The 21,159-nt window shown below is 65.6% G+C and carries 15 protein-coding genes; 10 read left to right on the top strand and 5 right to left on the bottom strand.

The annotated features are described in order from the left end of the window. Positions 1 to 110: 110 nt before the first annotated feature. The 7 genes from MRBLMU1_RS32160 to MRBLMU1_RS32130 all read left to right on the top strand — a co-directional run bounded on the left by MRBLMU1_RS32160 (position 111) and on the right by MRBLMU1_RS32130 (position 11,356). Positions 111 to 1,619, top strand: a complete 1,509-nt coding sequence (locus MRBLMU1_RS32160; protein ID WP_363510689.1) for a tryptophan halogenase family protein — start codon at positions 111 to 113, stop codon at positions 1,617 to 1,619. A 31-nt stretch (positions 1,620 to 1,650) separates the two neighbouring features. Further along, on the top strand, positions 1,651 to 2,361 hold the full coding sequence (locus MRBLMU1_RS32155; RefSeq protein WP_363510686.1) for a SapC family protein: 711 nt from the start codon (positions 1,651 to 1,653) through the stop codon (positions 2,359 to 2,361). After that, entirely contained in the window at positions 2,354 to 3,370 is a 1,017-nt protein-coding gene (locus MRBLMU1_RS32150) for a cupin-like domain-containing protein (RefSeq protein ID WP_363510683.1), read from the top strand. The genes MRBLMU1_RS32155 and MRBLMU1_RS32150 overlap by 8 nt, the downstream gene beginning before the upstream one ends. A gap of 12 nt (positions 3,371 to 3,382) precedes the next feature. Then, positions 3,383 to 4,918, top strand: a complete 1,536-nt coding sequence (locus tag MRBLMU1_RS32145) for a tryptophan halogenase family protein (protein WP_363510680.1) — start codon at positions 3,383 to 3,385, stop codon at positions 4,916 to 4,918. 214 nt (positions 4,919 to 5,132) lie between these two features. Further along, the gene (gene pulA / locus MRBLMU1_RS32140; protein WP_363510677.1) at positions 5,133 to 8,168 is read left to right on the top strand and encodes a pullulanase-type alpha-1,6-glucosidase; all 3,036 of its coding nucleotides are present in this window, start codon (positions 5,133 to 5,135) and stop codon (positions 8,166 to 8,168) included. A gap of 215 nt (positions 8,169 to 8,383) precedes the next feature. Next, positions 8,384 to 8,674, top strand: coding sequence for a PsiF family protein (locus tag MRBLMU1_RS32135; protein ID WP_363510968.1), 291 nt, complete (start codon positions 8,384 to 8,386; stop codon positions 8,672 to 8,674). Between the two features lie 111 nt (positions 8,675 to 8,785). Continuing rightward, on the top strand, positions 8,786 to 11,356 hold the full coding sequence (locus MRBLMU1_RS32130) for a chemotaxis protein CheW (RefSeq protein WP_363510674.1): 2,571 nt from the start codon (positions 8,786 to 8,788) through the stop codon (positions 11,354 to 11,356). Between the two features lie 30 nt (positions 11,357 to 11,386). Here MRBLMU1_RS32130 and MRBLMU1_RS32125 read toward each other — a convergent pair whose 3' ends face one another. Then, on the bottom strand, positions 11,387 to 12,700 hold the full coding sequence (locus MRBLMU1_RS32125) for an MFS transporter (RefSeq protein WP_363510671.1): 1,314 nt from the start codon (positions 12,698 to 12,700) through the stop codon (positions 11,387 to 11,389). Positions 12,701 to 12,931: 231 nt separating this feature from the next. Here MRBLMU1_RS32125 and MRBLMU1_RS32120 point away from each other — a divergent pair, with 231 nt between their 5' ends. Both MRBLMU1_RS32120 and MRBLMU1_RS32115 read left to right on the top strand, forming a co-directional pair. Continuing rightward, positions 12,932 to 13,588 carry a GIN domain-containing protein gene (locus tag MRBLMU1_RS32120; protein WP_363510668.1) on the top strand — a complete coding sequence of 219 codons (657 nt, stop codon included), beginning with the start codon at positions 12,932 to 12,934 and terminating at the stop codon, positions 13,586 to 13,588. Positions 13,589 to 13,689: 101 nt separating this feature from the next. After that, positions 13,690 to 15,582 (top strand): putative bifunctional diguanylate cyclase/phosphodiesterase, encoded by a 1,893-nt coding sequence (locus tag MRBLMU1_RS32115; protein ID WP_363510665.1) that lies wholly within the window; start codon positions 13,690 to 13,692, stop codon positions 15,580 to 15,582. Positions 15,583 to 15,623: 41 nt separating this feature from the next. Here the strand turns inward: MRBLMU1_RS32115 and MRBLMU1_RS32110 are convergent, their stop codons facing one another. Next, positions 15,624 to 16,514 (bottom strand): head GIN domain-containing protein, encoded by an 891-nt coding sequence (locus MRBLMU1_RS32110; protein WP_363510662.1) that lies wholly within the window; start codon positions 16,512 to 16,514, stop codon positions 15,624 to 15,626. 130 nt (positions 16,515 to 16,644) lie between these two features. Between MRBLMU1_RS32110 and MRBLMU1_RS32105 the strand changes: the two genes are divergently transcribed. Continuing rightward, positions 16,645 to 17,019, top strand: a complete 375-nt coding sequence (locus MRBLMU1_RS32105; RefSeq protein WP_363510660.1) for a nucleotide pyrophosphohydrolase — start codon at positions 16,645 to 16,647, stop codon at positions 17,017 to 17,019. On the opposite strand, the gene MRBLMU1_RS32100 is transcribed toward MRBLMU1_RS32105, so the two are convergent. From MRBLMU1_RS32100 to MRBLMU1_RS32090, 3 genes are all read right to left on the bottom strand, one after another. Further along, positions 17,016 to 17,933: an alpha/beta hydrolase gene (locus MRBLMU1_RS32100; protein WP_363510657.1), complete on the bottom strand. Its 918-nt coding sequence runs from the start codon at positions 17,931 to 17,933 to the stop codon at positions 17,016 to 17,018. The genes MRBLMU1_RS32105 and MRBLMU1_RS32100 overlap by 4 nt on opposite strands. A gap of 134 nt (positions 17,934 to 18,067) precedes the next feature. Continuing rightward, the gene (locus MRBLMU1_RS32095; protein ID WP_363510654.1) at positions 18,068 to 20,530 is read right to left on the bottom strand and encodes a TonB-dependent receptor plug domain-containing protein; all 2,463 of its coding nucleotides are present in this window, start codon (positions 20,528 to 20,530) and stop codon (positions 18,068 to 18,070) included. A gap of 78 nt (positions 20,531 to 20,608) precedes the next feature. Then, positions 20,609 to 21,151, bottom strand: coding sequence for a RidA family protein (locus MRBLMU1_RS32090; protein ID WP_363510652.1), 543 nt, complete (start codon positions 21,149 to 21,151; stop codon positions 20,609 to 20,611). Between the last annotated feature and the right edge of the window lie 8 nt (positions 21,152 to 21,159).

The following is a 21,159-nucleotide window of genomic DNA, read 5'->3' as shown; positions in this document are numbered from 1 at the left end:
ACAACCATGGAAGGATAAGGCCGCTGCCCGACAGCGGCCTTGTCGGTTATACTTTCCGCAATAATCTGGGACATCGAATGGCCAATGAGCTGATCCGACGGATAGTGATAGTGGGTGGCGGATCGGCCGGCTGGCTGACCGCCGGCCTGATCGCGGCCGAGCACCGCGCCACCTCCCCTGAGGGACTGCAGGTGACCCTGATCGAATCGCCCGATGTCGCCCCGATCGGCGTCGGCGAAGGCACCTGGCCGAGCATGCGCGACACCTTGCGCCGCATCGGCGTGTCCGAATCCGACTTTTTCCGCGAATGCGACGCCTCCTTCAAGCAGGGCTCGCGTTTCAACCGCTGGTGCACCGGCGCCGGCGACGACTATTACTTCCATCCGTTTGTGTTGCCGCAGGGCTACGGCGAAGTGAACATGCCGGAACACTGGCTGGCCCAGCATCCCGACGTGCCGTTCGCCGACCTGGTCAGCTATCAGCCGCACCTGTGTGCGCACGGCAAGGCGCCCAAGCAGGTCGCCACGCCGGAATTCGCCGCCGTGGCCAACTATGGCTACCACCTGGACGCCGGCAAGTTCGGCCTGTTCCTGCGCAAGCATTGCCTGGAGAACCTGGGCGTGCGCTACGTGCCGGACCACGTACTCGCGGTCAATTCCACCGCCGACGGCGACATCGCCTCGTTGCAAACGCAGCGCCACGGCGCGGTCGAAGGCGACCTGTTCATCGACTGCACCGGCATGCAATCGCTGCTGCTCGGCAAGCACTACGACATCGACTTCGTCTCGCAAAAGCACGTGCTGTACAACGACTCGGCGCTGGCGGTGCAGATCCCCTACCCCGCCGACAACTATCCGATCGCCTCGCAGACCTCGTCGACGGCGCAAAGCGCCGGCTGGATCTGGGACATCGGCCTGCCGACCCGGCGCGGCGTCGGCCACGTCTACTCCGGCGCGCACATCGGCGACGACCAGGCCGAGGCGGAATTGCGCGCCTACATCGTGGCGACCGGCGGACCGGCGGACATTCCGGCGCCGCGCAAGCTGACCTTCGATCCCGGCTACCGCGCCAAGTTCTGGCATCGCAACTGCGTCGCCATCGGCTTGTCGGCCGGCTTCATCGAGCCGCTGGAGGCGTCGGCCCTGGCGCTGGTGGAAATGTCGGCCGCCATGGTCAGCGACGACATGCCCGCCACGCGCGCGGCGATGGACATCGTCGCCAGGCGCTTCAACGAGCACTTCACCTACCGCTGGGAGCGGGTGATCGACTTCCTCAAGCTGCACTACGTGCTGAGCCAGCGCCGCGATAGCGCCTACTGGCGCGATAACACGGCAGCCGTGCCGGAGCGGCTGGGCGAGCTGCTGACCTTGTGGCGCCACCGCGCGCCGTCGCGCAGCGACTTCAACCGCATCGAGGAAGTGTTCCCGTCGGCCAGTTACCAGTACATCCTGTACGGCATGGGGCGCACCACCGAATTCACCAAGCAACATCCGCACGAAGCGGCGATGGCCGACGGCTATTTCCGCGAAGCGGCCAACCTGACACAGAAGATGCTGGACGCACTTCCCACCAACCGCGAGCTGATAGAGCACATCAAACGCCACGGCCTGCGCACATAACTACCCAGTTAACAAATATAAGAGACAAGTCATGCCCAAACCAGTATTGCTCAACAACGTAGAACACAAGAACCTGCGCGTGATCACCCGGCGCGGCGCCCGCTACGGCGACGCGCAGATGGCGGCGCCCACCTTCCCCGCCGAATTCCGCAACATCCAGGCATGCTATCCGATCGTCTTCCGCCAGACCACCGACGGCGTGGGCTTCGAGCCGATCGCGCTGCTCGGCTTCCAGGAGGGCGAGAACCTGTTCCTCCAGGGCGAGCGCTGGGACGCGGTCTACATCCCGATGCTGGTCGAGCGCCAGCCCTTCCTGATCGGCATGGGCGGCCCCGATGGCCAGGACCTGACGGTGCATATCGATATCGAGAACCCGCGCGTGAGCGACAGCGAGGGCGAGGAAGTCTTCAAGCCGCATGGCGGCACCACCGATTACCTGGAGCGTGTCAACTCGCTGCTGGCGGCGATCCACAACGGCATGCAGGACATGCCGCTGTTCCTGGCCACCCTGGTGGAGCACGAACTGCTGGAAAGTTTCGTGCTCGATGTGGGCCTGGACGACGGTTCGCAAAACCGCCTGGCCGGCTTCTACACGATCAACGAGGACCGCCTGGCCGGCTTGAGCGGCGACGTCATCGCGAAGCTGCACGCGGGCGGCCACCTGCATCCCATCTACATGGTGCTCGCGTCGCTGTCGAACTTCCGCGCGCTGATCGACCGCAAGAACGCGCTCCATGCCTAAAGCGATACGCGAGATCGCCGGCGTTGGACCTCACCAGCTGACCGACGACATCCTCACCGCCACGCAGCCGATCGTGCTGCGCGGCGTGGCCGCCGGCTGGCCGATGGTGCGGGCGGCGCTCGAATCGCACGAGCGGGGCGACGCCTACCTGCGCCGCTTCTACGGCGACGCCACCACCGGCGCGACGGTCGGCGCCATGCTCGGGCCACCGGAGGCCGAGGGCCGCTTCTTCTACAACGAAGACATGAGCGGCTTCAATTTCTACCCGGTGCACGCCAAGCTGACCGGCGTGCTCGATGAAATCCGCGTCAAGCGCGACATGGAACGGCCGCCGACCGTGTACGTGGGCTCGACCAGCGTCGAGACCTGCCTGCCCGGCTTCCGCGAACACAACGACCTCGATCTGGGCGGCCGCGACGCCTTGATGAGCATCTGGATCGGCAACCGCACCCGCATCGCCGCCCACTACGACGTGCCGGATAATCTGGCGGTGGTGGTGGCGGGCCACCGGCACTTCATGCTGTTCCCGCCGGAGCAGCTGAAAAACCTGTATATCGGCCCGCTCGACTTCACGCCGGCCGGCCAGGCCATCAGCCTGGTGGACATGCTGAAGCCGGACTTCGGCAAATTCCCACGCTACGCCGAGGCGCTGGAACATGCGCAAAGCGCGGTGCTCGGGCCGGGCGACGCCATCTTCATCCCCAGCATGTGGTGGCACCATATCGAAGCGCTGGACGCCTTCAATGTGCTGGTCAACTACTGGTGGCAGCGCACGCCGGAATTCATGGACACGCCGACCAACGCCTTGATGACGGCCTTCCTGACGATGCGCGGGCTGCCGCCGGAACAACGCAAGGCATGGCAGGAAGTCTTCCGCCACTACATATTCGAAGCCGACGAAGAAACGGCGCAACATATACCCGAGGCGGCGCGCCACGTGCTGGCGCCGCTGACGGCCGATGGCGCGCGCGCGTTGCGCGCCCAAATATTAAAAAAGCTGAACCGCTAAGGAGACCGGCAAATGCAAGACCAAAACAAAGATTCCACCAACCGACAACCGGTACGCCGCGTCGTCATCTGCGGCGGCGGCACCGCCGGCTGGATGGTCGCCGCCGGCATCGCCAAGGTGCTGGGCAAGCGCCTCGACATCAAGTTGATCGAGTCCGATGAAATCGGCACGGTCGGCGTGGGCGAAGCGACCATCCCGACCCTGATGAACTTCCACAATCTGCTCGAGATCAACGAGCAGGAATTCATGGCCGAGACCCAGGCCACGTTCAAGCTGGGAATCTCGTTCGAGCAGTGGCGCAACGTCAAGGAGAACTACATCCACTCCTTCGGCTTCACCGGCGTGGACCACTGGACGGCGGGTTTCCAGCACTTCTGGCACAAGGGCGTCGAGCGCGGGCTGGCCAGCGACTACGGCGACTACTGCCTGGAGCTCAAAGCCTCGCTGGAGCACCGCTTCGCGCACCTGCCCAACAACGGCATGAACTACGCCTACCACCTGGACGCGAGCCGCTACGCCAAATATCTGCGCCGCTTGAGCGAACCGCGCGGCGTGCAGCGCATCGAGGGCAAAATCGTCCGCTACACCAAGCATGAAGAAGGCGACGGGCGTGGCGACGTGCGCTCGATCGTGCTCGAATCGGGACAGGAGATCGAAGGCGACTTGTTCATCGACTGCACCGGCTTCCGCGGCCTGCTGATCGGCGACGCGATGGAGGAACCGATGGAGGACTGGTCGCAGTGGCTGTTTTGCGACCGCGCCATCGCCGTCCAGACCGAAGCGGTGGCCGACGCCATTCCGCTGACGCGCTCCATGGCCCACCAGGCGGGCTGGCAGTGGCGCATCCCGCTGCAGCACCGCGTCGGCAACGGCATCGTCTACTCGAGCCGCTATCTGGACGACGACACCGCGCGCAAACAGCTGCTGGCCAACGTCGAAGGCCGCACCCTGATCGAGCCGCGCGTGATCAAGTTCAAGCCGTGCCAGCGCAAGCAAACCTGGAAGGGCAACGTGGTCGCCATCGGCTTGTCGAGCGGCTTCCTCGAACCGATCGAATCGACCAGCATCCACCTGATCCAGCGCAGCGTGGTACGGCTGATGCAGATGTTCCCGTCGGATGGCGTGCGCCAAACCGACATCGAGGAATACAACGCCCAGTGCAACCGCGAGATCGAGCACATACGCGACTTCATCATCCTGCACTACCACGTCAACAACCGCACCGACTCGCAGTTCTGGATCGACTGCCGCGAGATGAGCATTCCGGACACGCTCAAACACCGCATCGACCTGTTCCGCGAAACGGGCCGCGTGTTCCGCATCCCGAACGAACTGTTCGCCGAAAACTCGTGGATACAGGTGATGCTGGGCCAGGGCATCATGCCGCAGTCCCACCACCAGACGGCCGACCTGATGGGCGACGAAGAGCTCAAGCAATTCCTCGGCAACATCAAGTCCAACGTCGACCGCACGGTGGTGCAGCTGCCGGCGCACCAGGCCTACGTTCAACGCTACTGCGGCCGCGCCGAATCGGTCAAAGCCGCATAAAAAAACCAAGCCCCACGCCGAACGCCGCTAAAACAAGCGGCTTTTTTTTACTCAAAAATATTTATCACAACCCCAATTTTACCGTAGTAATATTACACAACCATCCGTTCCAAAGATGATCGGAGGCCACCACACCATAAAAACAATGGAGACGCGCATGACAACGCCATGTAGTTTACTTTCACGACTGAAACATATCCCCACCCTAGCCATAGTGACGGCGCTAACCGCCTGCGGCGGCGGAGCCACCGACACCGCCGCCACACCCACCACCAAAACCCTGGCCAACACCGTCATCAGCGCCGCCAGTCCGCAGGCCGCCGGCACCATCCGCATGCACTACCACCGCGCCCAGGGCGACGAAGCGCTATGGGGCGTCTACTCCTGGGAAGGCCCGACGAATCCCAGCCCGGCCTGGATCACCGGCCGCTTCATGCTCACCCAAAGCGACGCCTTCGGCCGCTACGTCGACATCCCCGTCGACACCGCGAAAGCCGCGATCTCCTTCCTGCTCACCGACGGCAGCGGCAACAAAAACTGCGGCAACGACCAATCGGCCACGTTCAACGCCAACATCGCCACCGTCGGCCAGCAAGTCTGGATGCTGGAAGGCGACTGCACCGTCTACAGCACCGAACCGCCCATCAGCCTCGGCAACCTGAACGGCGCCAGCGCGCACTGGCTGACCGCCACCACCTTCGCCTGGCCCGGCGTGCCCGCCGGCGGCGGCTACAAACTGTATTACGCGGCCAACGGCGGCCTGGGCTCCAGCCCCGGCGGCGTCACGGGCGCCGACGGCAGCATCGCCCTGAACGCCGTCGGCACCCTGCCGGCCGCGCTGCGGGAAAAATACCCGCACCTGGCCGGCGCCACCGCGCTCACCATGTCCGCCACCGACGCGGCGGGCATCGCCGCCCGCGCCAGCAACCAGTTCGCGATCGCGCAATTCGACGCCAGCGGCAAACTGATACAAGTGACCTCGCTGCAAACCAGCGGCATGCTGGACGACGTCTTCGCCGGCGCCGCCGCCAACGCCACGCTGGGCCTGAGCTACAACCGCAACGGCGCCCCCACCTTCCGCGTGTGGGCGCCGACCGCCAAGGCGGTCAGCCTGAATCTCTACCCCGATGCAAACGGGGCCAGCACCGCCACCCGCGCGATGGTGCGCGACAGCGCCAGCGGCGTGTGGAGCTACACCGCGCCCGACGCCAGCTGGGTCAACCGCTACTACTACACCTACAACGTGCAGGTGCTCTCGCGCTGGGCCGGCAACACGATCGTCGACAACACCGTGACCGATCCGTACTCGCTCAGCGTCAGCGCCAACAGCCAGCGCAGCTTCGTCGCCAACCTGGACAGCCGCGCACTCAAGCCGGACGGCTGGGACCACCACCGCATTCCACGCCTCGACCAGCCGACCGACATCGCGCTGTACGAACTGCACATCCGCGACTTCAGCGCCAGCGACGCCAGCGTGCCCGCCGCCCATCGCGGCAAATACCTGGCCTTCACCGACGATGGCTCCAACGGCATGCGCCACCTGCGCGAACTTCGCAAGGCCGGCCTGACACACATCCACCTGCTGCCGTCGTTCGACTACGCCAGCGTCAACGAAACCGGCTGCACCACGCCGTCGATCCCGAACGCCGCGCCCAACGCGCCCGACCAGCAAGCGGCGGTGGAAGCCACGCGCGGCGCCGACTGCTTCAACTGGGGCTACGATCCGGTGCACTACACGGCGCCCGAAGGCAGCTACGCGACCAACGCCAGCGACGGCGCGGTGCGCGTGCGCGAATTCCGCGCCATGGTGCAAGGCCTGCACGAGCAAGGCCTGCGCGTGGTGATGGACGTCGTCTACAACCACACCAGCGCCTCGCAGCAAGGGCCGCTGTCGGTGCTCGACAAGATCGTACCGACCTACTATTACCGCCTCAACGCCGGCGGCGGCATCACCAACGACAGCTGCTGCGCCGACACCGCGTCGGAGAACGCCATGATGGCCAAGCTGATGATCGACTCCGTCGCCACCTGGGCGCGCGACTACAAGGTCGACAGCTTCCGCTTCGACATCATGGGCTTCACGCCGCTGCCGGTGATGAAGCGCCTGCAGGCCGCCGTCAACGCCGCCGCCCAGCGCGACATCTACATCTACGGCGAAGCGTGGAACTTCGGCAGCGTCGGCAACGACGCGCGCTTCGTGCAAGCGCGCCAGGCCAATATGTACGGCTCGGGCATCGGCTCCTTCAACGACCGGCTGCGCGACGCGGTGCGCGGCGGCGGCTGCTGCGACAGCGGCGCGAGCCTGATCAACCAGCAAGGCTTCATCAACGGCGCCTTCTACGACCCCAACGCGCAGTCCACGCAAACCAAGGACGATTTGCTGCGACTGGGCGATCTGGTGAAGGTCGGCCTGTCCGGCACCCTGCGCGACTACAGTTTCGTCGACCGCACCGGCGCCGTGCGCAGGAATTCGCAGATCGACTACTTCGGCCAGCAGGCCGGCTTCGCCGCCAACCCGGCCGAAACCATCAACTACATCGAAGCGCACGACAACCAGACGCTGTTCGACCTGAACGCCTACAAGCTGCCGCAAGCGACCAGCATGGCCGACCGCGTGCGGGTGCAGAACCTCGGCGCGGCGATCAACATCCTGTCGCAGGGCATCCCGTTCCTGCACGCGGGGCAGGAAATCCTGCGCTCGAAATCGATGGACCGCGACAGCTACGACGCCGGCGACTGGTTCAACAAGCTCGATTACAGCTACCAATCGAACGGCTTCGGCGTCGGCCTGCCGATGGCTGGTGTCAACCAGGACAACTGGCCGTTGATGTCGCCCATCCTCGCCAATCCGCTGATCAAGCCGGACACCGGAGCGATCGTCGCCGCGCGCGACTACGTCAACGACATGCTGGCGATCCGCCAGGACAGCGCCCTGTTCCGGCTGCGCACGGGGGACGAGGTATCGAAGCGCCTGCGCTTCCACAACACCGGCCCGCGGCAGATTCCCGGCCTGATCGTCATGAGCCTCGACGGCCGCGTCCCGCTGCGCAGCGGCGACGCCAAATACAAATCGGTGGTCGTGCTGTTCAACGTCGACAAGGTCGCCAAAACGATCGCCGTGCCCGAACTGGCCGGCCGCAAGCTGGCGCTCCACCACGTGCTGCGCAAGGCCGGCATCGGCGACTACGACAGCGCCGGCGGCAGCTTCACCATCGCCCCTCGCTCAACCGCAGTATTTGTCGAGAGATAACTCCAAGGTCAGGTCCACCATTTCTACACGAACCCGGCCCTGGCGCTGCCTAGGGCTGTGCCTGTGTAGAATTGGTGGACCTGACCCCGGATTAAAATTACCGGGCCGTAATGTGCCTGGTGCCAGGAAACTATCCTGGCGGCAGCAACTTCAGTTATAGTCTTCATGGGGCCACGGGCCCGACCATTCGCATTTCGACCGCAGAGGAAACCATGATGAAAAAACTGTTCGTTGCCAGCCTGATCCTGTCACTGAGCGGCGCGGTGTTCGCCGCCGAGCCGACAGCCCAGCAAAGCAAGATGAAAACCTGTAACGCCGATGCGGCCGGAAAAAAAGGCGATGAGCGTAAGGCCTTCATGAAGGAATGCCTGAGCGCAAAGCCTGCGGCGCCGGAAGCCAAACTCACCCAGCAAGACAAGATGAAAAAATGTAATGCCGATGCCACCGGGAAAAAAGGCGACGAACGCAAGGCGTTCATGAAAACATGCCTCAGTAACAAGGGCTGATAGTCACATCAAAACGCCATCCGCACCGGGTGGCGTTTTTTTTGCTTCGACTCTTGCCTATCTGGCATAAAAATTGCTGCAGAAATACTTTTTTTGTGTCGAACCCAAGATATGAAAACGCCATTAGCCGCCAGCTCCGACACCTTTTTACCCTATATGCCCGACGTCGCCCGCTGCGAGTTGTCGCTGCGCGAACTGAATCAAATGTGGCAGTTGATCGAATCGTCGGCCAAGATGAATTGCCCGGCCGAGGCGCGCTTGCTGCTGCCGGCGATGGTGGCCACGCGCACCGGCTTCGCGCAACTGGAACGGGCGCTGATCGCCAATCTGGTGCAGGAAAAGGTGCGCCACGTGCTGGCGGACCTGGGCACCCAGGCGCGCTACGCGATCGATATCCTGGTCCGCAACCTGTTCGAGCGCACCGCCGATGTCGGCTTCCTGGCCACCGACGTCGATCTGTGCCGCTTTGTCGCGGGCGCCGATGACGATGGAGACGGCGGCCTCGAAGCGGCCCGCCGCCGCCTGTCCGACTACCGCGACAAATACACGGTCTACGACGAGATCCTGCTGCTGGACCTGGACGGGCGCGTGCTGGTGCAGGCCGATCCCGCCGCGCCGGTATCCCACAGCCGCGATCCGCTGCTGGCCGAAACGCTGGCCGCTTCCGGCTATGTCGAGACCTTCCGCGCCACCGACCTACGGCCCGGCAAACCGCGCGCGCTGGTGTATTCGCACCGCATGCTGCACCCGGACAGCGGCGCGCTGGCCGGTGTGCTGTGCCTGTGCTTCAATTTCGACCAGGAGATGGATGCCATCTTCGCGTCCTACCGCGATCCTTCGCACCGCGCCAACATGCTGCTGCTCGACGCGCAGGACCGCGTCATCAGCAGCGCCGATCCGCTGTGGATACCGGCCGGCGTCAAGGTGCCGACCAACGTCGACGGCCTGCCGCAGCTGCTGATGTTCGGCGGCCGCGAATACCTGGTGCGCACCTTCCGCTCCGAGGGCTATCAGGGCTATCCCGGCCCACCCGGCTGGAAGGGACAGTTGATGATGCCCGTCGATCTGGCCTTCCGCAACGCCGGCGCCGATGCGCTGGGCGGCGTCGATCCGCATTTGATCGAGGGCCTGCTGTCGCACGCGCAGACCTTCAGCCCTACCCTGCATGAGTTAATGAGCGCGGTGACGCGCACAACCCGCACCATCGAACGCATCGTCTGGAACGGCAAGGTCACCAGCGCCGCCAACGACCAGGTGGACGGCCACGGGCACGGACAACACAGCGGCAACGTCAACAAGCTCAATACCGTGCTCGATCAGATCACCGAGACCGGTGGCCGCAGCGACGCGATCTTTTCGCGCTCCATCCAGGATCTGTACCAGACCGTGCTCACCGCCAGCATCAGCGAGGCCGAACTGACCTCGCGGCTGTTGGTCGATATGCTGGACCGCAATCTGTACGAGCGCGCCAACGATTGCCGCTGGTGGGCGCTGACGGCCCAGCTGCGGCGCGGCCTGGCCCATCCGTCCGCCGAACAGGCCGCCGCGATGAGCGAGGTCCTCGCCTACATCAACAGCCTGTACACCGTGTACGCGCGCCTGTTCGTCTACGATCGCGCCGGCCGCATCGTCGCCAGCACCGGCGAAAGCGACGATCTGCCGACCAGCATCGGCACCCATATCGATGGCGCCACGCTGGGCCGCGTTTGCGCGCTGCGCAGCGAACTGGATCACTATCCCGAGCCGTTCGCGCCCTCGGCCTTGTACGGCGGCGAGCCTACCTTCATCTATCACGCGGCGATCCGCCACCCGGAGCAGACGTCCACCGTGGTCGGCGGCATCGGCGTCGTATTCGATTCGCGTCCGGAGCTGCTCAACATGCTGCATAGCGGCGTCGCCGGACGCCGCAACATGCACGCCTTCTTCATCACGCCGGAACGCCGCATCCTGTCGTCCACCGACCCGGCCTGTGCGCCCGGCGACACCTTGGCGCTGGACGCCGGCCTGCTGGCGGCGGCCGAAAACGGCGACGGCGCCAGCGTCTCGCGCATCATGCTGCATGGCGGCCAATATGTGATCGCGGCGTGCACGCGGGCCTCCGGCTATCGCGAATTCCGCGCCGGGGCGAATGCGGACATCGAGCAACCGGTGCTGTCGGTGCTGATCGAGTCGTTCGGCCCCGTGCGCGACAAATCGGCGATGCCGGTGCCGTCGGCGCAGATCGAGCGCCGCAGCGACACCGGTCCGGATTTCGCCATCTTCTACGCCGGCCGCACCTTGATGGCGCTGAAGGCGGCGCGCATACAGGAGGCGGTGCCGTTCGCAAAAGTGCAAAAGGCGGCCGGCGGCAATCCGGCGCGTGTCGGCATGCTGGACGTGCCGCTGGCCGGCGGTAAAAAACATTTTGTGTGGGTGTTCGACCTGGCGTTGCTGGCGACCGGCAAAGCCGGTGTCGTGACCGACAACAGCCAGGTGATGCTGGTGCACCTGGGCGACAGCACCATCGGACTGCTGGTCGACGATCTGCATTCGGTACAGCAGTTCGATGTCGCCGACATGACCGAATCCCCCCTGGGATCGGACCAATCCGCGCTGGCGCCGCGCCTGATCAAGGCCAACCAGGGCAATCTGCTGATACAGGAGATCGATATCGAGCGACTGTTCGCGCGCCTGCGCACCTGACGTCGGCACGCCGCGCGCTCTTACAACGCCTTACGCGGCCAAGCGTCCGGCCGGGGTATCGGCGTCCTGCAGGCGCTGGCGACGGTACAGGATCAAGGTGGCGCACAGGCCGCAGGCGGCGGCGAACGTCATCCACCAACCCGGCGCGCTCTTGTCGCCCGTGTACTCGATCAGGCCCGTGGCGATCGCCGGCGTGAAGCCGCCGAACACCGCCGTCGCCAGGCTGTAGGCCAGCGAGAAGCCGACCGTGCGCACCTCGACCGGCATTACCTCAGTCAGGGCCACCACCATCGCGCCGTTGTAGCTGGCGTACAGGAAGGACAGCCACAATTCCACCTCCAGCATGTGGGCGAAGCTCGGGGAATTCACCAGCCAGTGCAGCGCCGGATACGCGGTCAGTATCGCCAGCGCCGAGAAGCACAGCAGCAGCGGGCGGCGGCCGACGCGGTCCGACAAGGCGCCCATCACCGGCAGCCAGATGAAGTTGGACACGCCGACGCACAAGGTGACGATCAGCGCGGCGCTGGTGGTCAGATGCAGCACGCTCTTGCCGAAGGTCGGCGTGTAGACGGTGATCAGGTAGAACGACACGGTGGTCATCGCCACCAGCATCATGCCGGAGATGACCAGCGCCCAGTTGTTAATCATCGAGCGGAAAATCTCCCTGACCTCTGGGCGGTGCTTGCGGGCCTTGAATTCCTCGGTTTCCTGCAACGAGCGACGGATAGCGAACAGCACCGGCACGATCATGCAACCGATGAAGAAGGGAATGCGCCAGCCCCACTCGCCCACCTGCGCTGGCGTGAGCCACTGGTTCAAGCCGTAGCCCAGCGCGGCGGCGGCCACCACGGCGACCTGCTGGCTGGCGGACTGCCAGCTGACATAGAAGCCCTTGCGGCCCGGCGTCGCCATCTCGGCCAGGTAGACCGACACGCCACCCAGTTCCACGCCGGCCGAAAAACCCTGCAGCAGGCGGCCGGTGAGCACCAGCAGCGGTGCCGCATAACCGATAGTGGCGTAGCCCGGCACGCAGGCGATCAGCAGCGTGCCCATGGCCATCAGCGCCAGCGTGACGATCAGGCCCTTGCGGCGGCCGACGCGGTCGACATAGGCGCCCAGGAAGATGGCGCCCAGTGGCCGCATCAGGAAGCCGGCGCCGAAGGTCATGAAGGTCATCATCAGCGATGCCAATTCGTCGCCGGCCGGGAAGAAGGCGTTGGCGATGGCGGTGGCGTAGAACCCGAACAGGAAGAAGTCGAACATCTCCATGAAATTTCCGCTGACGACGCGGAAAACGGTGCCGGGGCGGGATTGCGCGTTTTTTTGTAAAGCGGTGGCTGTCATGTGGTCCTCGTGCGGTGCGTTTTCCTGGGGATCATACGCGCTTTGGACATGACTTGCTCGACGCTAGCGAGCTTCGTCCGGACGGCGTCGCGCGACAAGAACGTAGCCGCAGCGCAACACATCGCCGCTTTTTTGCAGTTCGTCGCAAAGTTGTCGGCCCGGGTGGCGAAGTTCAGTAAAATCAACGTTATCAAAATAAGTAACCATTGAATAAACCAACAAGGATTCACCATGCGCCGCACCGCTTCCGCCGTCCTGACCACCGCCCTCGTCGGCGCCCTGACCTCCACCCTGTACGCGGTGAGCGCCCCGGCGCTGGCGGCCGAATCGACCCGCGCGCTGCCGCCGTTCATCGCCGTCAACGCCAAGGGCGCGTTCGCGATGACGGTCGAAGCGGGCAAGGCGCAGTCGGTGGTGGTGCGCGGCGACGACAAGTTCGTCGCCGACCTCAAAACCACGGTGGTCGACAACGAACTGCAGATCACCATGCCCGATAGGAGCTACGACGGCGCCAAGGGCGATCCGCGCATCGTCATCACCGTGCCCACCCTGAGCCGGGTGAAGGTCGAAGGCGCCGGCGAAACCATCATCAGCAAGGTCAATACCGACCGCCTGGACATCGGCTACCTGGGCGCCGGCCAGCTGGTCGCCAGCGGCAAGGTCAAGTACCTGCGGCTGAACGCCAAGGGCGTGGGCCAGGTCGACACCAAGGCGCTGCACGCCGAGCGGGTCGACGTCAACTTCGAGGGCGTGGGCAGCGTCAGCGTCTACGCCAGCGACCTGCTCAACGCAGTGGCCAAGGGCATGGGCTCCCTGAGCTACTACGGCAAGCCGAAAACGGTCAACAAGTCGGTATCGGGCATCGGCAGCGTCAACGCCAGGGACTAGACCGGGGCCGCCGGCCCGGTGACAGGCGTTGCGATTGCGCGTACCATCAGGATCACAATAGCGAATCACAATAGATCCATCGCACCGGGGAGACGGCAAACGTGGCTGCGCCGAACGACATCGCGCACTGGCGCGCACGGATTTTCGCCAAGCTGCTGCTGATCGTCTTCCTGCTCGGACTGGCCACCGCCGTTCCCAGCATGCTGCTCGCCGCCGGCGAGGGCATGTGGTCCATCGTCGTCATCGACATCATCGCGCTGTCGTGGATCGGCGCCATCCTGCTGCTGCGGCGCGTCGCCTACACCATCCGCGTGTTCAACTTCCTGGCCATCGCCTTCGTGGTTGGCGTCTGCCTGCTGCTCAAGATCGGACCGGTCAGCCAGATCTACCTGATGGCCATACCGGTGCTCGCCGCGCTGCTGCTCGGACTGCGTCCGGCGCTGTGGACGCTGCTGCTGGCCGGGCTGGCGGTAATGGTGCTCGGCTTCGAGGAAAACGCCAAGATGCAAATGGAAGGCATCCCCGACCACGCGCTCATCAAGTCGGCCATCATCTCGATCAATTTCATGTTCATCGCGGCGGTGCTGACGTTGTCATGCGCGGTGCTGCTGCAGCAGCTGGCGCGCTCGTTCGACGAGCTGCGCGACGGCGCCGATTCGCTGGAGCGGCTGGCGTTCTTCGACGTGCTCACCGGCCTGCCCAACCGCCGCCTGCTGATGGACCGCATCGACACGCTGCTGGCCAGCTCCGCGCGCAGCGCCACCTTCAGCGCGGTGATGTTCGTCGATCTCGATCGGTTCAAAACCATCAACGACGCGCGCGGCCACGCGATCGGCGACGCGCTGCTGTGCAAGGCGGCCGAACGCTTGAGCCAACTGGTGCGCAAGGCCGACACCGTGGCGCGCATCGGCGGCGACGAATTCGTGGTGGTGCTGGCGCATCTGGCCGACGATCTGGAGAGCGCCACGCGCGCGGCGCGCACGGTGGCCGAAAAAGTCCGCGTCACCATCGGCCAGGAGTTCGAGATCGACGGCCAGCTGTACACGTCCACCGCCAGCATCGGCGTGACGATGCTGCCCAAACCCCTCCATGGCGGGCAGGAACAGACCGCGCACGACCTGTTGCGCGAGGCCGATACCGCGATGTACCGCGCCAAGGCCGAGGGCCGCAACGGCATGGCCTTCTTCGAAATGGCGATGCAGACCGCGGTCGAACGGCGCCTGTCGATGGAGCGCGATCTGGCCACGGCGCTGGCACGTGGTGAACTACAAATGCACGTGCAACCGCAGGTCGACCGCGACGGCCGCGCCATCGGCGGCGAGCTGCTGATGCGCTGGCCGCTGGCCGACGGCGCGATGGTGCCGCCGTCCGTATTCATTCCGGTGGCCGAGGAGTCGGGGCTGATCCTGGCGCTGGGCGCCTGGGCGCTACGCCAAGCCTGCGAGGCGGTGCTGCTGCTGGAGCGCGCCGGCCTGTCGATGCCGCTGTCGGTCAACGTCAGTCCCAGCCAGTTCCGCCAGCCCGATTTCGTCTCCCTGGTGCAGAGCACCCTGGCCGACACCGGCGCGCCCGCCGGCCGGCTGATACTGGAGGTGACCGAGGGGCTGTTGATCGACAAACTGGACGACACCGTCGCGCGCATGCATCAACTGGCGGCGCTGGGACTGCGCTTTTCGATCGACGATTTCGGCACCGGCTATTCGAGCCTGGCGTACCTCAAGAGAATGCCGCTGTATGAGCTCAAGATAGACCGCGGCTTCATCGTCGACGCGCCGGATGACCGGAGCAGCGCGGCGCTGGTGCAGTCGATCCTGGCGATGGCCGGCCATCTGGGGCTGCACGTGGTGGCCGAGGGCGTGGAGACGCGGGCGCAGGCCGATTTCCTGATCGGCCACGATTGCCCGTGTTTGCAGGGTTATCTCTATGGGCGGCCGATGCCGCTGGCGGAGATGATCGAGCGGCTGACGAAAAGCCCGGCCACGGCAACCCCATAAACCCGGGAGGCACATAGGGCGGCTGATTCCGTGGGCATCTTTTACTGCAGCACGCTCACGCGCTTGCCGCTGACGCTGCGCTGCGCCGGATTGCCATACACGGTGACCCTTCCGGAGCCGTTGGCGTCGGCCACCAGCGATTGGCTGACGGCGGCCGAGATGCTGCCCGAGCCGTGCGCGCTCAGTTCCGCGCTCTGGCTGGTCAGGCCGGCCAGGTCGGCGCTGCCTGAGCCGTACAGGCGCACGGTCATGCTGCGCACGTTGCCGCTGGCGTTGACGCCGCCGGAGCCGTGCAAGTCCAGGCTGAGCGACTCACCCTGCAGGTTGCCCAGGTTGAGCCGCCCGGAGCCATTCAGGCTGGCCAGCGTGGAGCCGCTTTGCAGCCCGGCAGCGTCGACGCTGCCGGAGCCGTTCAAACGCACCTCCAACCGGTCGACATGGCCGGCCAACTGCACCGCGCGCGAACCGTTCTGGCTCAGATTGAGCATGCCGCCATTCAGGCCGACGACCGACAGGCGCCCGGAGCCGTTCGAATGGATGCGGCGCAGCTGGGCGGTGGTGTAGACCACCCGCAGCGGGCTGGAGGGGCGTACGCTGCCCTCGACCCAGATGCGCAGGGTGCCGCCGCTGGCGTCGGTGCGCAGCAGCGGCAGCAGGTTGCTGTCGCCTTCGACCTGCAGCGAGGCCGCCTCGCCGACGCGCACCTCGACCTGCAGGGGGCCGTTGATATCGATGCCGTCGACATTGGCGGCGACGGCCGCGTCGCGCCGTTCGACGGCGCCCTGGCCGTTGCCCTCGACCGCGCTGCCGCCGAAGGACGATTTGTACTGCATGTTGCCGTCTTCCGGGATGACGATGACGGCGCAGCCGGCGAGGATGGCCAGGGTGGAGAAGGCGGCGATGGTGGCGAAGGCGATGGCGGAGCGGCGCATGATCGGGTATCCGTGAAGTTATATAGTGTTGTCACTATAGCCAGCGCCCCCGGTCCCCGCCCGCGTTATGCGACAAAACGTCGAAAACGGGGAGTGAAGCGTAAAAACGGATGGTGCTACCATGGAGGTCATGGATACAACCACCTCCCCCCATTCCCCGGATACCCTGACCGCCCTGCGCGACCTGACCCGCGCCTTCGCCCGTGAACGCGACTGGGAACAGTTCCACACCCCGAAAAACCTGGCGATGGCGCTGTCGGTCGAGGTGGCGGAGCTGGCCGAGCATTTCCAGTGGCTGCACACCGGCGCCGACGCCGAACTCGATGACGCCAAACGCGCCGGCATCCGCCACGAGCTGGCCGACGTGCTGCTCTACCTGGTCCAGCTGGCCGACAAGACCGGCGTCGACCTGCGCGCGGCGGCGCTGGAGAAAATGGCGCTCAACGCGGCCAAGTATCCGGCCGACCGGGTGCGCGGCGACGCCCGCAAGTCGACCGAATACTAGCGCCCCGCCGGCGGACCGCCGATGCCGAGCGCCTTGCGGATCTGCGCCGAGACGATGGACCACGACGGCGACGTTGCCGCCACCTCGTCGTAGTGGCTGCCCCCCGGAAGCACGATCACCTCCGCCGCGTCGCCGGCGGCGATGGCGCGGCGCGCGTAATCGTGTCCCGCCCTGATAGGCGACACAGTGTCGAACTCGCCGTGGATCAGCACCGTGCGCACGCCGGACGGCAGCATCTCGGCCGGCGAAGTGTCGGCGAAGACGTCCGGCCGCACGGCGCTCGGCGTGCCGGCCAGTTGCGCGGTGTCGCGCTCGCAGCTGGTTTTGATCAGGGCCGCCTCGTTGCGTAGGTCGGCCAGGCCGCCCAGGCTGATCACGGTGGGCACCGGCAGCGGGTCGGCCACGTACAGGGGGCTGGTGCGCGGCAGGCGCGCGCGCGCGCCGGCCCATTGCGCCAGGTGGCCGCCGGCCGAGTGCCCGACCAGCACGATGCGCGACAGGTCTAGCCGGTGGGCCGGCGCCAGCGCGCGCAGGCGGTCCATCGCGGTGGCGACGTCGTGGTACATGCCGGGGTAGCCGCCGCCGTCTTCGTCGAAGCGGCGGTATTCGACGTTCCACACCGCCACGCCCTGGCGCAGCAGGTCGCCGGCGATGTTTCGCATTTGCGTGATGCCGCCGAATTCCCTGGTCCAGCAGCCGCCGTGGATGACCACCGCGACCGGGAACGGGCCGTCGCCGCTCGGCGCGAACAGCTCGGCGAACTGGGATGGCGCGGCGCCGTAGGCCACGTGCAGGCTGGGGGCGGGGCCGGTCAGCGCCAGGTAGTCCCGCAGGGTCATCGGCGCGGCGGCGGCGCCGCCTGCGTGGCCGGCGATGGCGGCGGCCAGCAGGGTCCTGCCCATTGTTTTCAACATGCGTCGCTCCGTGGTGTGAAGCCGTCATGCTACACCAACATGCGAAAGCCAGACCCGCACGGCGCGCACCACCGGGGTCGTACCCCGTTGGGTACGACCCCTCTGGCGGGGGTGCGGGTTACCGCGTCAACGTCTTACCACTTGTAGTTGGCCCGCACGTAGTAGTAACCACCGTTGATGCCGAACGGCGAGAACGATGGCAGCACCGTCACCGCCGCGTTGTCCAGCGCGGCGCGCTGGTCGGCCAGCAGCGCCGGATTGACGCCGTTCGGGTAGGTGTTGAACAGATTGTTGGCTCCCACCGCCACCGACCATGCCGGATTGACCTTGTATCCCACCTCCAGATCGGTGATCGCCTTGGCCTTGATCTCGGTCTTGTGATAGACCGAACCGTCCTCGCTGCCGTAGTCGTTCGACTTGCCGTAGATCGCCTCGCGCAGGTTGATGGTCCAGTCGCCGATCTTCCACAGCGCGCCCAGGTTCACGCGCATCTTCGGCGAGGCCGTTTCCAGGTTCGAGATGGCGGTCTTGTCGAGCAGCGTTTGCGGCAGCAGCTGCGTCGGCGCCTGGTTGATCTTGGTGACCTCGACCTTGTTGTAGTTGGCCGCGATCGACCAGTCAACACGGCCGTAGGCGCCGTAGTTCTCGTTCAACGTGGTGACGAACTCCAGTCCCCGGCTGCGGGTGTTGACCGCGTTCGAGAAGATGTTGATGCCGGTCTGGCTGACGGTGCTATCCAGGACATTGCCGTTGGCCAGGATCGCCGCCGTGACGGCCGGCGAGTTGACCGCGCCGCCGGAACCGTACAAGGCGCCCGAACCGACGATGCGGTCGCGGATCTTGATCTGGTAGACGTCGAACGTGATATTCAGATTGCTGGCCGGGTTGAGCACCATGCCCAGACTGAGGTTGGTGGACGCCTCCGGTTTGAGGCCGTCGACGCCGACCAGTCGCGCGCCCGGCGAGTTGGGCGCCAGCTGCACGAAGGCGCTGGTCGGGCCGACGTTGGTGGCCGAGTAGTACGATTCGGCCAAGGTCGGCGCGCGGAAGCCGTTACTGAAGGTGCCGCGCACGGCCGCCGCCGGCGTCAGGTCATAGCGCGAGGTCAGCTTGCCGACCCTGGCGCTGCCGAAGTCGGAGAAGTGCTCGTAGCGCCCCGCCAGGTCGACCGTCAGGTCCTTGATCGGATTGCCGGCGATGTCGATATAGGCGGCCTTGTTGGTGCGGCGGTGGCGGCCGGCGTCGGTCAGCGAGAAGCCTGGATACGACTGCGAGCCCTCCTTGTAGCGCGAGGCGGCGTCGCCGGCCTGGATCTCGTACTTGTCGATGCGGTGCTCGACGCCGGCGGCGAAGGTGAGCGGCTTGCTCCAGCCGACGTCGAATTCGCGGCTCGACTCGAGCGTGGTGGTGAGCTGGCTGGCGATGAAGGCGCCGGCCTTGAACGTGGTCGGCGAGTAGCCGGTGTCGTTGAACAGCGAGGCGTTGGCCGAATCCTCGACGCCGATCTCGGACTTGTCGCGCCCGTAGGTGGTGCTCAGGTCCAGGTTCCACTCGGCCAGCTTGCCCTTGACGCCGCCGGTCCAGCCGAAGTCCTTCTGGTTGATCTTCTCTTTCGGCGAGAAGCCCTGCGGGTACATCTTCGGAATGCGGGTCGGCAGGCGGTAGTTCTCGTAGGCGCGCGCGACCTTCTCGCCGTAGGTGGCGATGCTGTAGATCTGGACGTCCTTGGTGACGTCCCAGCCGAAGTTGGCCGCCAACACCTGCAGGTGGTACTGGGCGTCGCCCTGGATCTTGTTCAGGTACGGGTAGCCGGGGATCGAGGTCATGCCCGGCGCGGCGGCGATGTTGCCGGCGTCGAGCAGGCGCGGGTCGATGCCGCCACGGTCGCTGTAGTCGTGGTATTTCGATTCGGCCGTCACGCTCAGGAAGGCGTCCTTGAACGGTTCGAAGCCGACGTTGGCCGAGCCGCCGACGGTCTTGCCGCCGCCGTCCCAGTAGCCGCCGCCGGTGGCCGAGGCGGTGCCGCCATGGTCGTTCGATTTCAGGATGATGTTGATCACGCCGGCGATGGCGTCGGAGCCGTATTGGGCGGCCGCGCCGTCCTGCAGCACCTCGATATGGTCGATCGCCGACACCGGGATGAAGTTCAGGTCGGCCGCCGCGCCGCCCTGGTACGGGCCGCCCAGCACGGCCAGGTTGGCGGTGCCGTGGCGGCGCTTGCCGTTGATCAGCACCAGCGTGTTGTTCGGGCTCAGGCCGCGCAGGCGGGCCGACAGGGTCAGGTTGGCGGTGTCGCCGCCGAAGGCCTGCGCGGTGAACGACGGCAGGTTCTGGGCCAGCGCCTGGATCAGGTCCGGCTGGCCGGTGCGCATCAGCGAGGCCGAGTCGAGCACCTGGATCGGCGAGGCGCTGTTCTCGGCCTTCATGCCGCTCGAGCGGGTGCCGGTGACGATCACCGACCCGGCCGACGCGGCGTCGGCCGGCGCGGCGACCGCTTCGGCGGCGTCGGCGTCGGCCGGGTTGGCGGCGTACGCGGTGCCGAACGCCAGGGTGGACAAAACGGCTGCGACGCCGATCTTGAGTGTGGCCTTATGCATATTTAAATCCCCAGTTGAATAATAAGAAAAGTAAGACCTGAACCCGAACCTGAAACCCGCATCTACATCCGATCGCGCTTATTTTTTGGCGGCGACCACCTCGATCTCGACCAGCCAGCCCGGGTTGCTCAAGCCGGCCACCTGCACCACGGCGCGTGCCGGCAGGTTGGGCTGGGCGCCGCCGAAGTACTGGGTGTAGGCCTCCATGAAGCCCTTGGTGTCGCCCTTGCCGCCCTTGGCAGGATCGCCGACCAGGTAGACGGTCATCTTGACGACGTCCGACATCTCCAGCTTCATGCCCTCGAGGATCTCCTTGATCTTCTTGAGCACCGTCTCGGACTGCGCCTTGGTGTCGCCGAAGGCGGCCAGCGAGTCCGGCGGGGCGGCCTTGTCGATCACTGCCGGCACCTGGCCGCTGATGAAGTGGATGGTGGCGGTGGACGGTATCGTCACGGCCAGCGCGATCGGGAAATCCGAACCCGGAATCTTGTGGCGCACGATATCGGCCTTCTCCTCCACCTTCGGCGCCTTGGCCGCGGCCATCGCCGGCGATGCCGACAACAGGCCGAGGGCGGCGGGGATCAACAACGCGGTCAGTGCTCGGGTCAATGCTTTAGTCATGGTCTCGT

The organism is Burkholderia sp. LMU1-1-1.1, from assembly GCF_040675865.1.
In the GTDB taxonomy this organism is placed as follows: domain Bacteria; phylum Pseudomonadota; class Gammaproteobacteria; order Burkholderiales; family Burkholderiaceae_D; genus Rugamonas.
This window is presented reverse-complemented; position numbering and strand designations above follow the sequence as displayed.

Coding starts and splice junctions, on each gene's coding strand:
- MRBLMU1_RS32155 (WP_363510686.1), top strand. CDS start 1,651: ATGCCCAAACCAGTATTGCTCAACAACGTAGAACACAAGAACCTGCGC.
- MRBLMU1_RS32145 (WP_363510680.1), top strand. CDS start 3,383: ATGCAAGACCAAAACAAAGATTCCACCAACCGACAACCGGTACGCCGC.
- MRBLMU1_RS32095 (WP_363510654.1), bottom strand. CDS start 20,530: ATGCATAAGGCCACACTCAAGATCGGCGTCGCAGCCGTTTTGTCCACC.
- MRBLMU1_RS32130 (WP_363510674.1), top strand. CDS start 8,786: ATGAAAACGCCATTAGCCGCCAGCTCCGACACCTTTTTACCCTATATG.
- MRBLMU1_RS32090 (WP_363510652.1), bottom strand. CDS start 21,151: ATGACTAAAGCATTGACCCGAGCACTGACCGCGTTGTTGATCCCCGCC.
- MRBLMU1_RS32135 (WP_363510968.1), top strand. CDS start 8,384: ATGAAAAAACTGTTCGTTGCCAGCCTGATCCTGTCACTGAGCGGCGCG.
- MRBLMU1_RS32150 (WP_363510683.1), top strand. CDS start 2,354: ATGCCTAAAGCGATACGCGAGATCGCCGGCGTTGGACCTCACCAGCTG.
- MRBLMU1_RS32100 (WP_363510657.1), bottom strand. CDS start 17,933: ATGTTGAAAACAATGGGCAGGACCCTGCTGGCCGCCGCCATCGCCGGC.
- MRBLMU1_RS32125 (WP_363510671.1), bottom strand. CDS start 12,700: ATGACAGCCACCGCTTTACAAAAAAACGCGCAATCCCGCCCCGGCACC.
- MRBLMU1_RS32105 (WP_363510660.1), top strand. CDS start 16,645: ATGGATACAACCACCTCCCCCCATTCCCCGGATACCCTGACCGCCCTG.
- MRBLMU1_RS32110 (WP_363510662.1), bottom strand. CDS start 16,514: ATGCGCCGCTCCGCCATCGCCTTCGCCACCATCGCCGCCTTCTCCACC.
- MRBLMU1_RS32120 (WP_363510668.1), top strand. CDS start 12,932: ATGCGCCGCACCGCTTCCGCCGTCCTGACCACCGCCCTCGTCGGCGCC.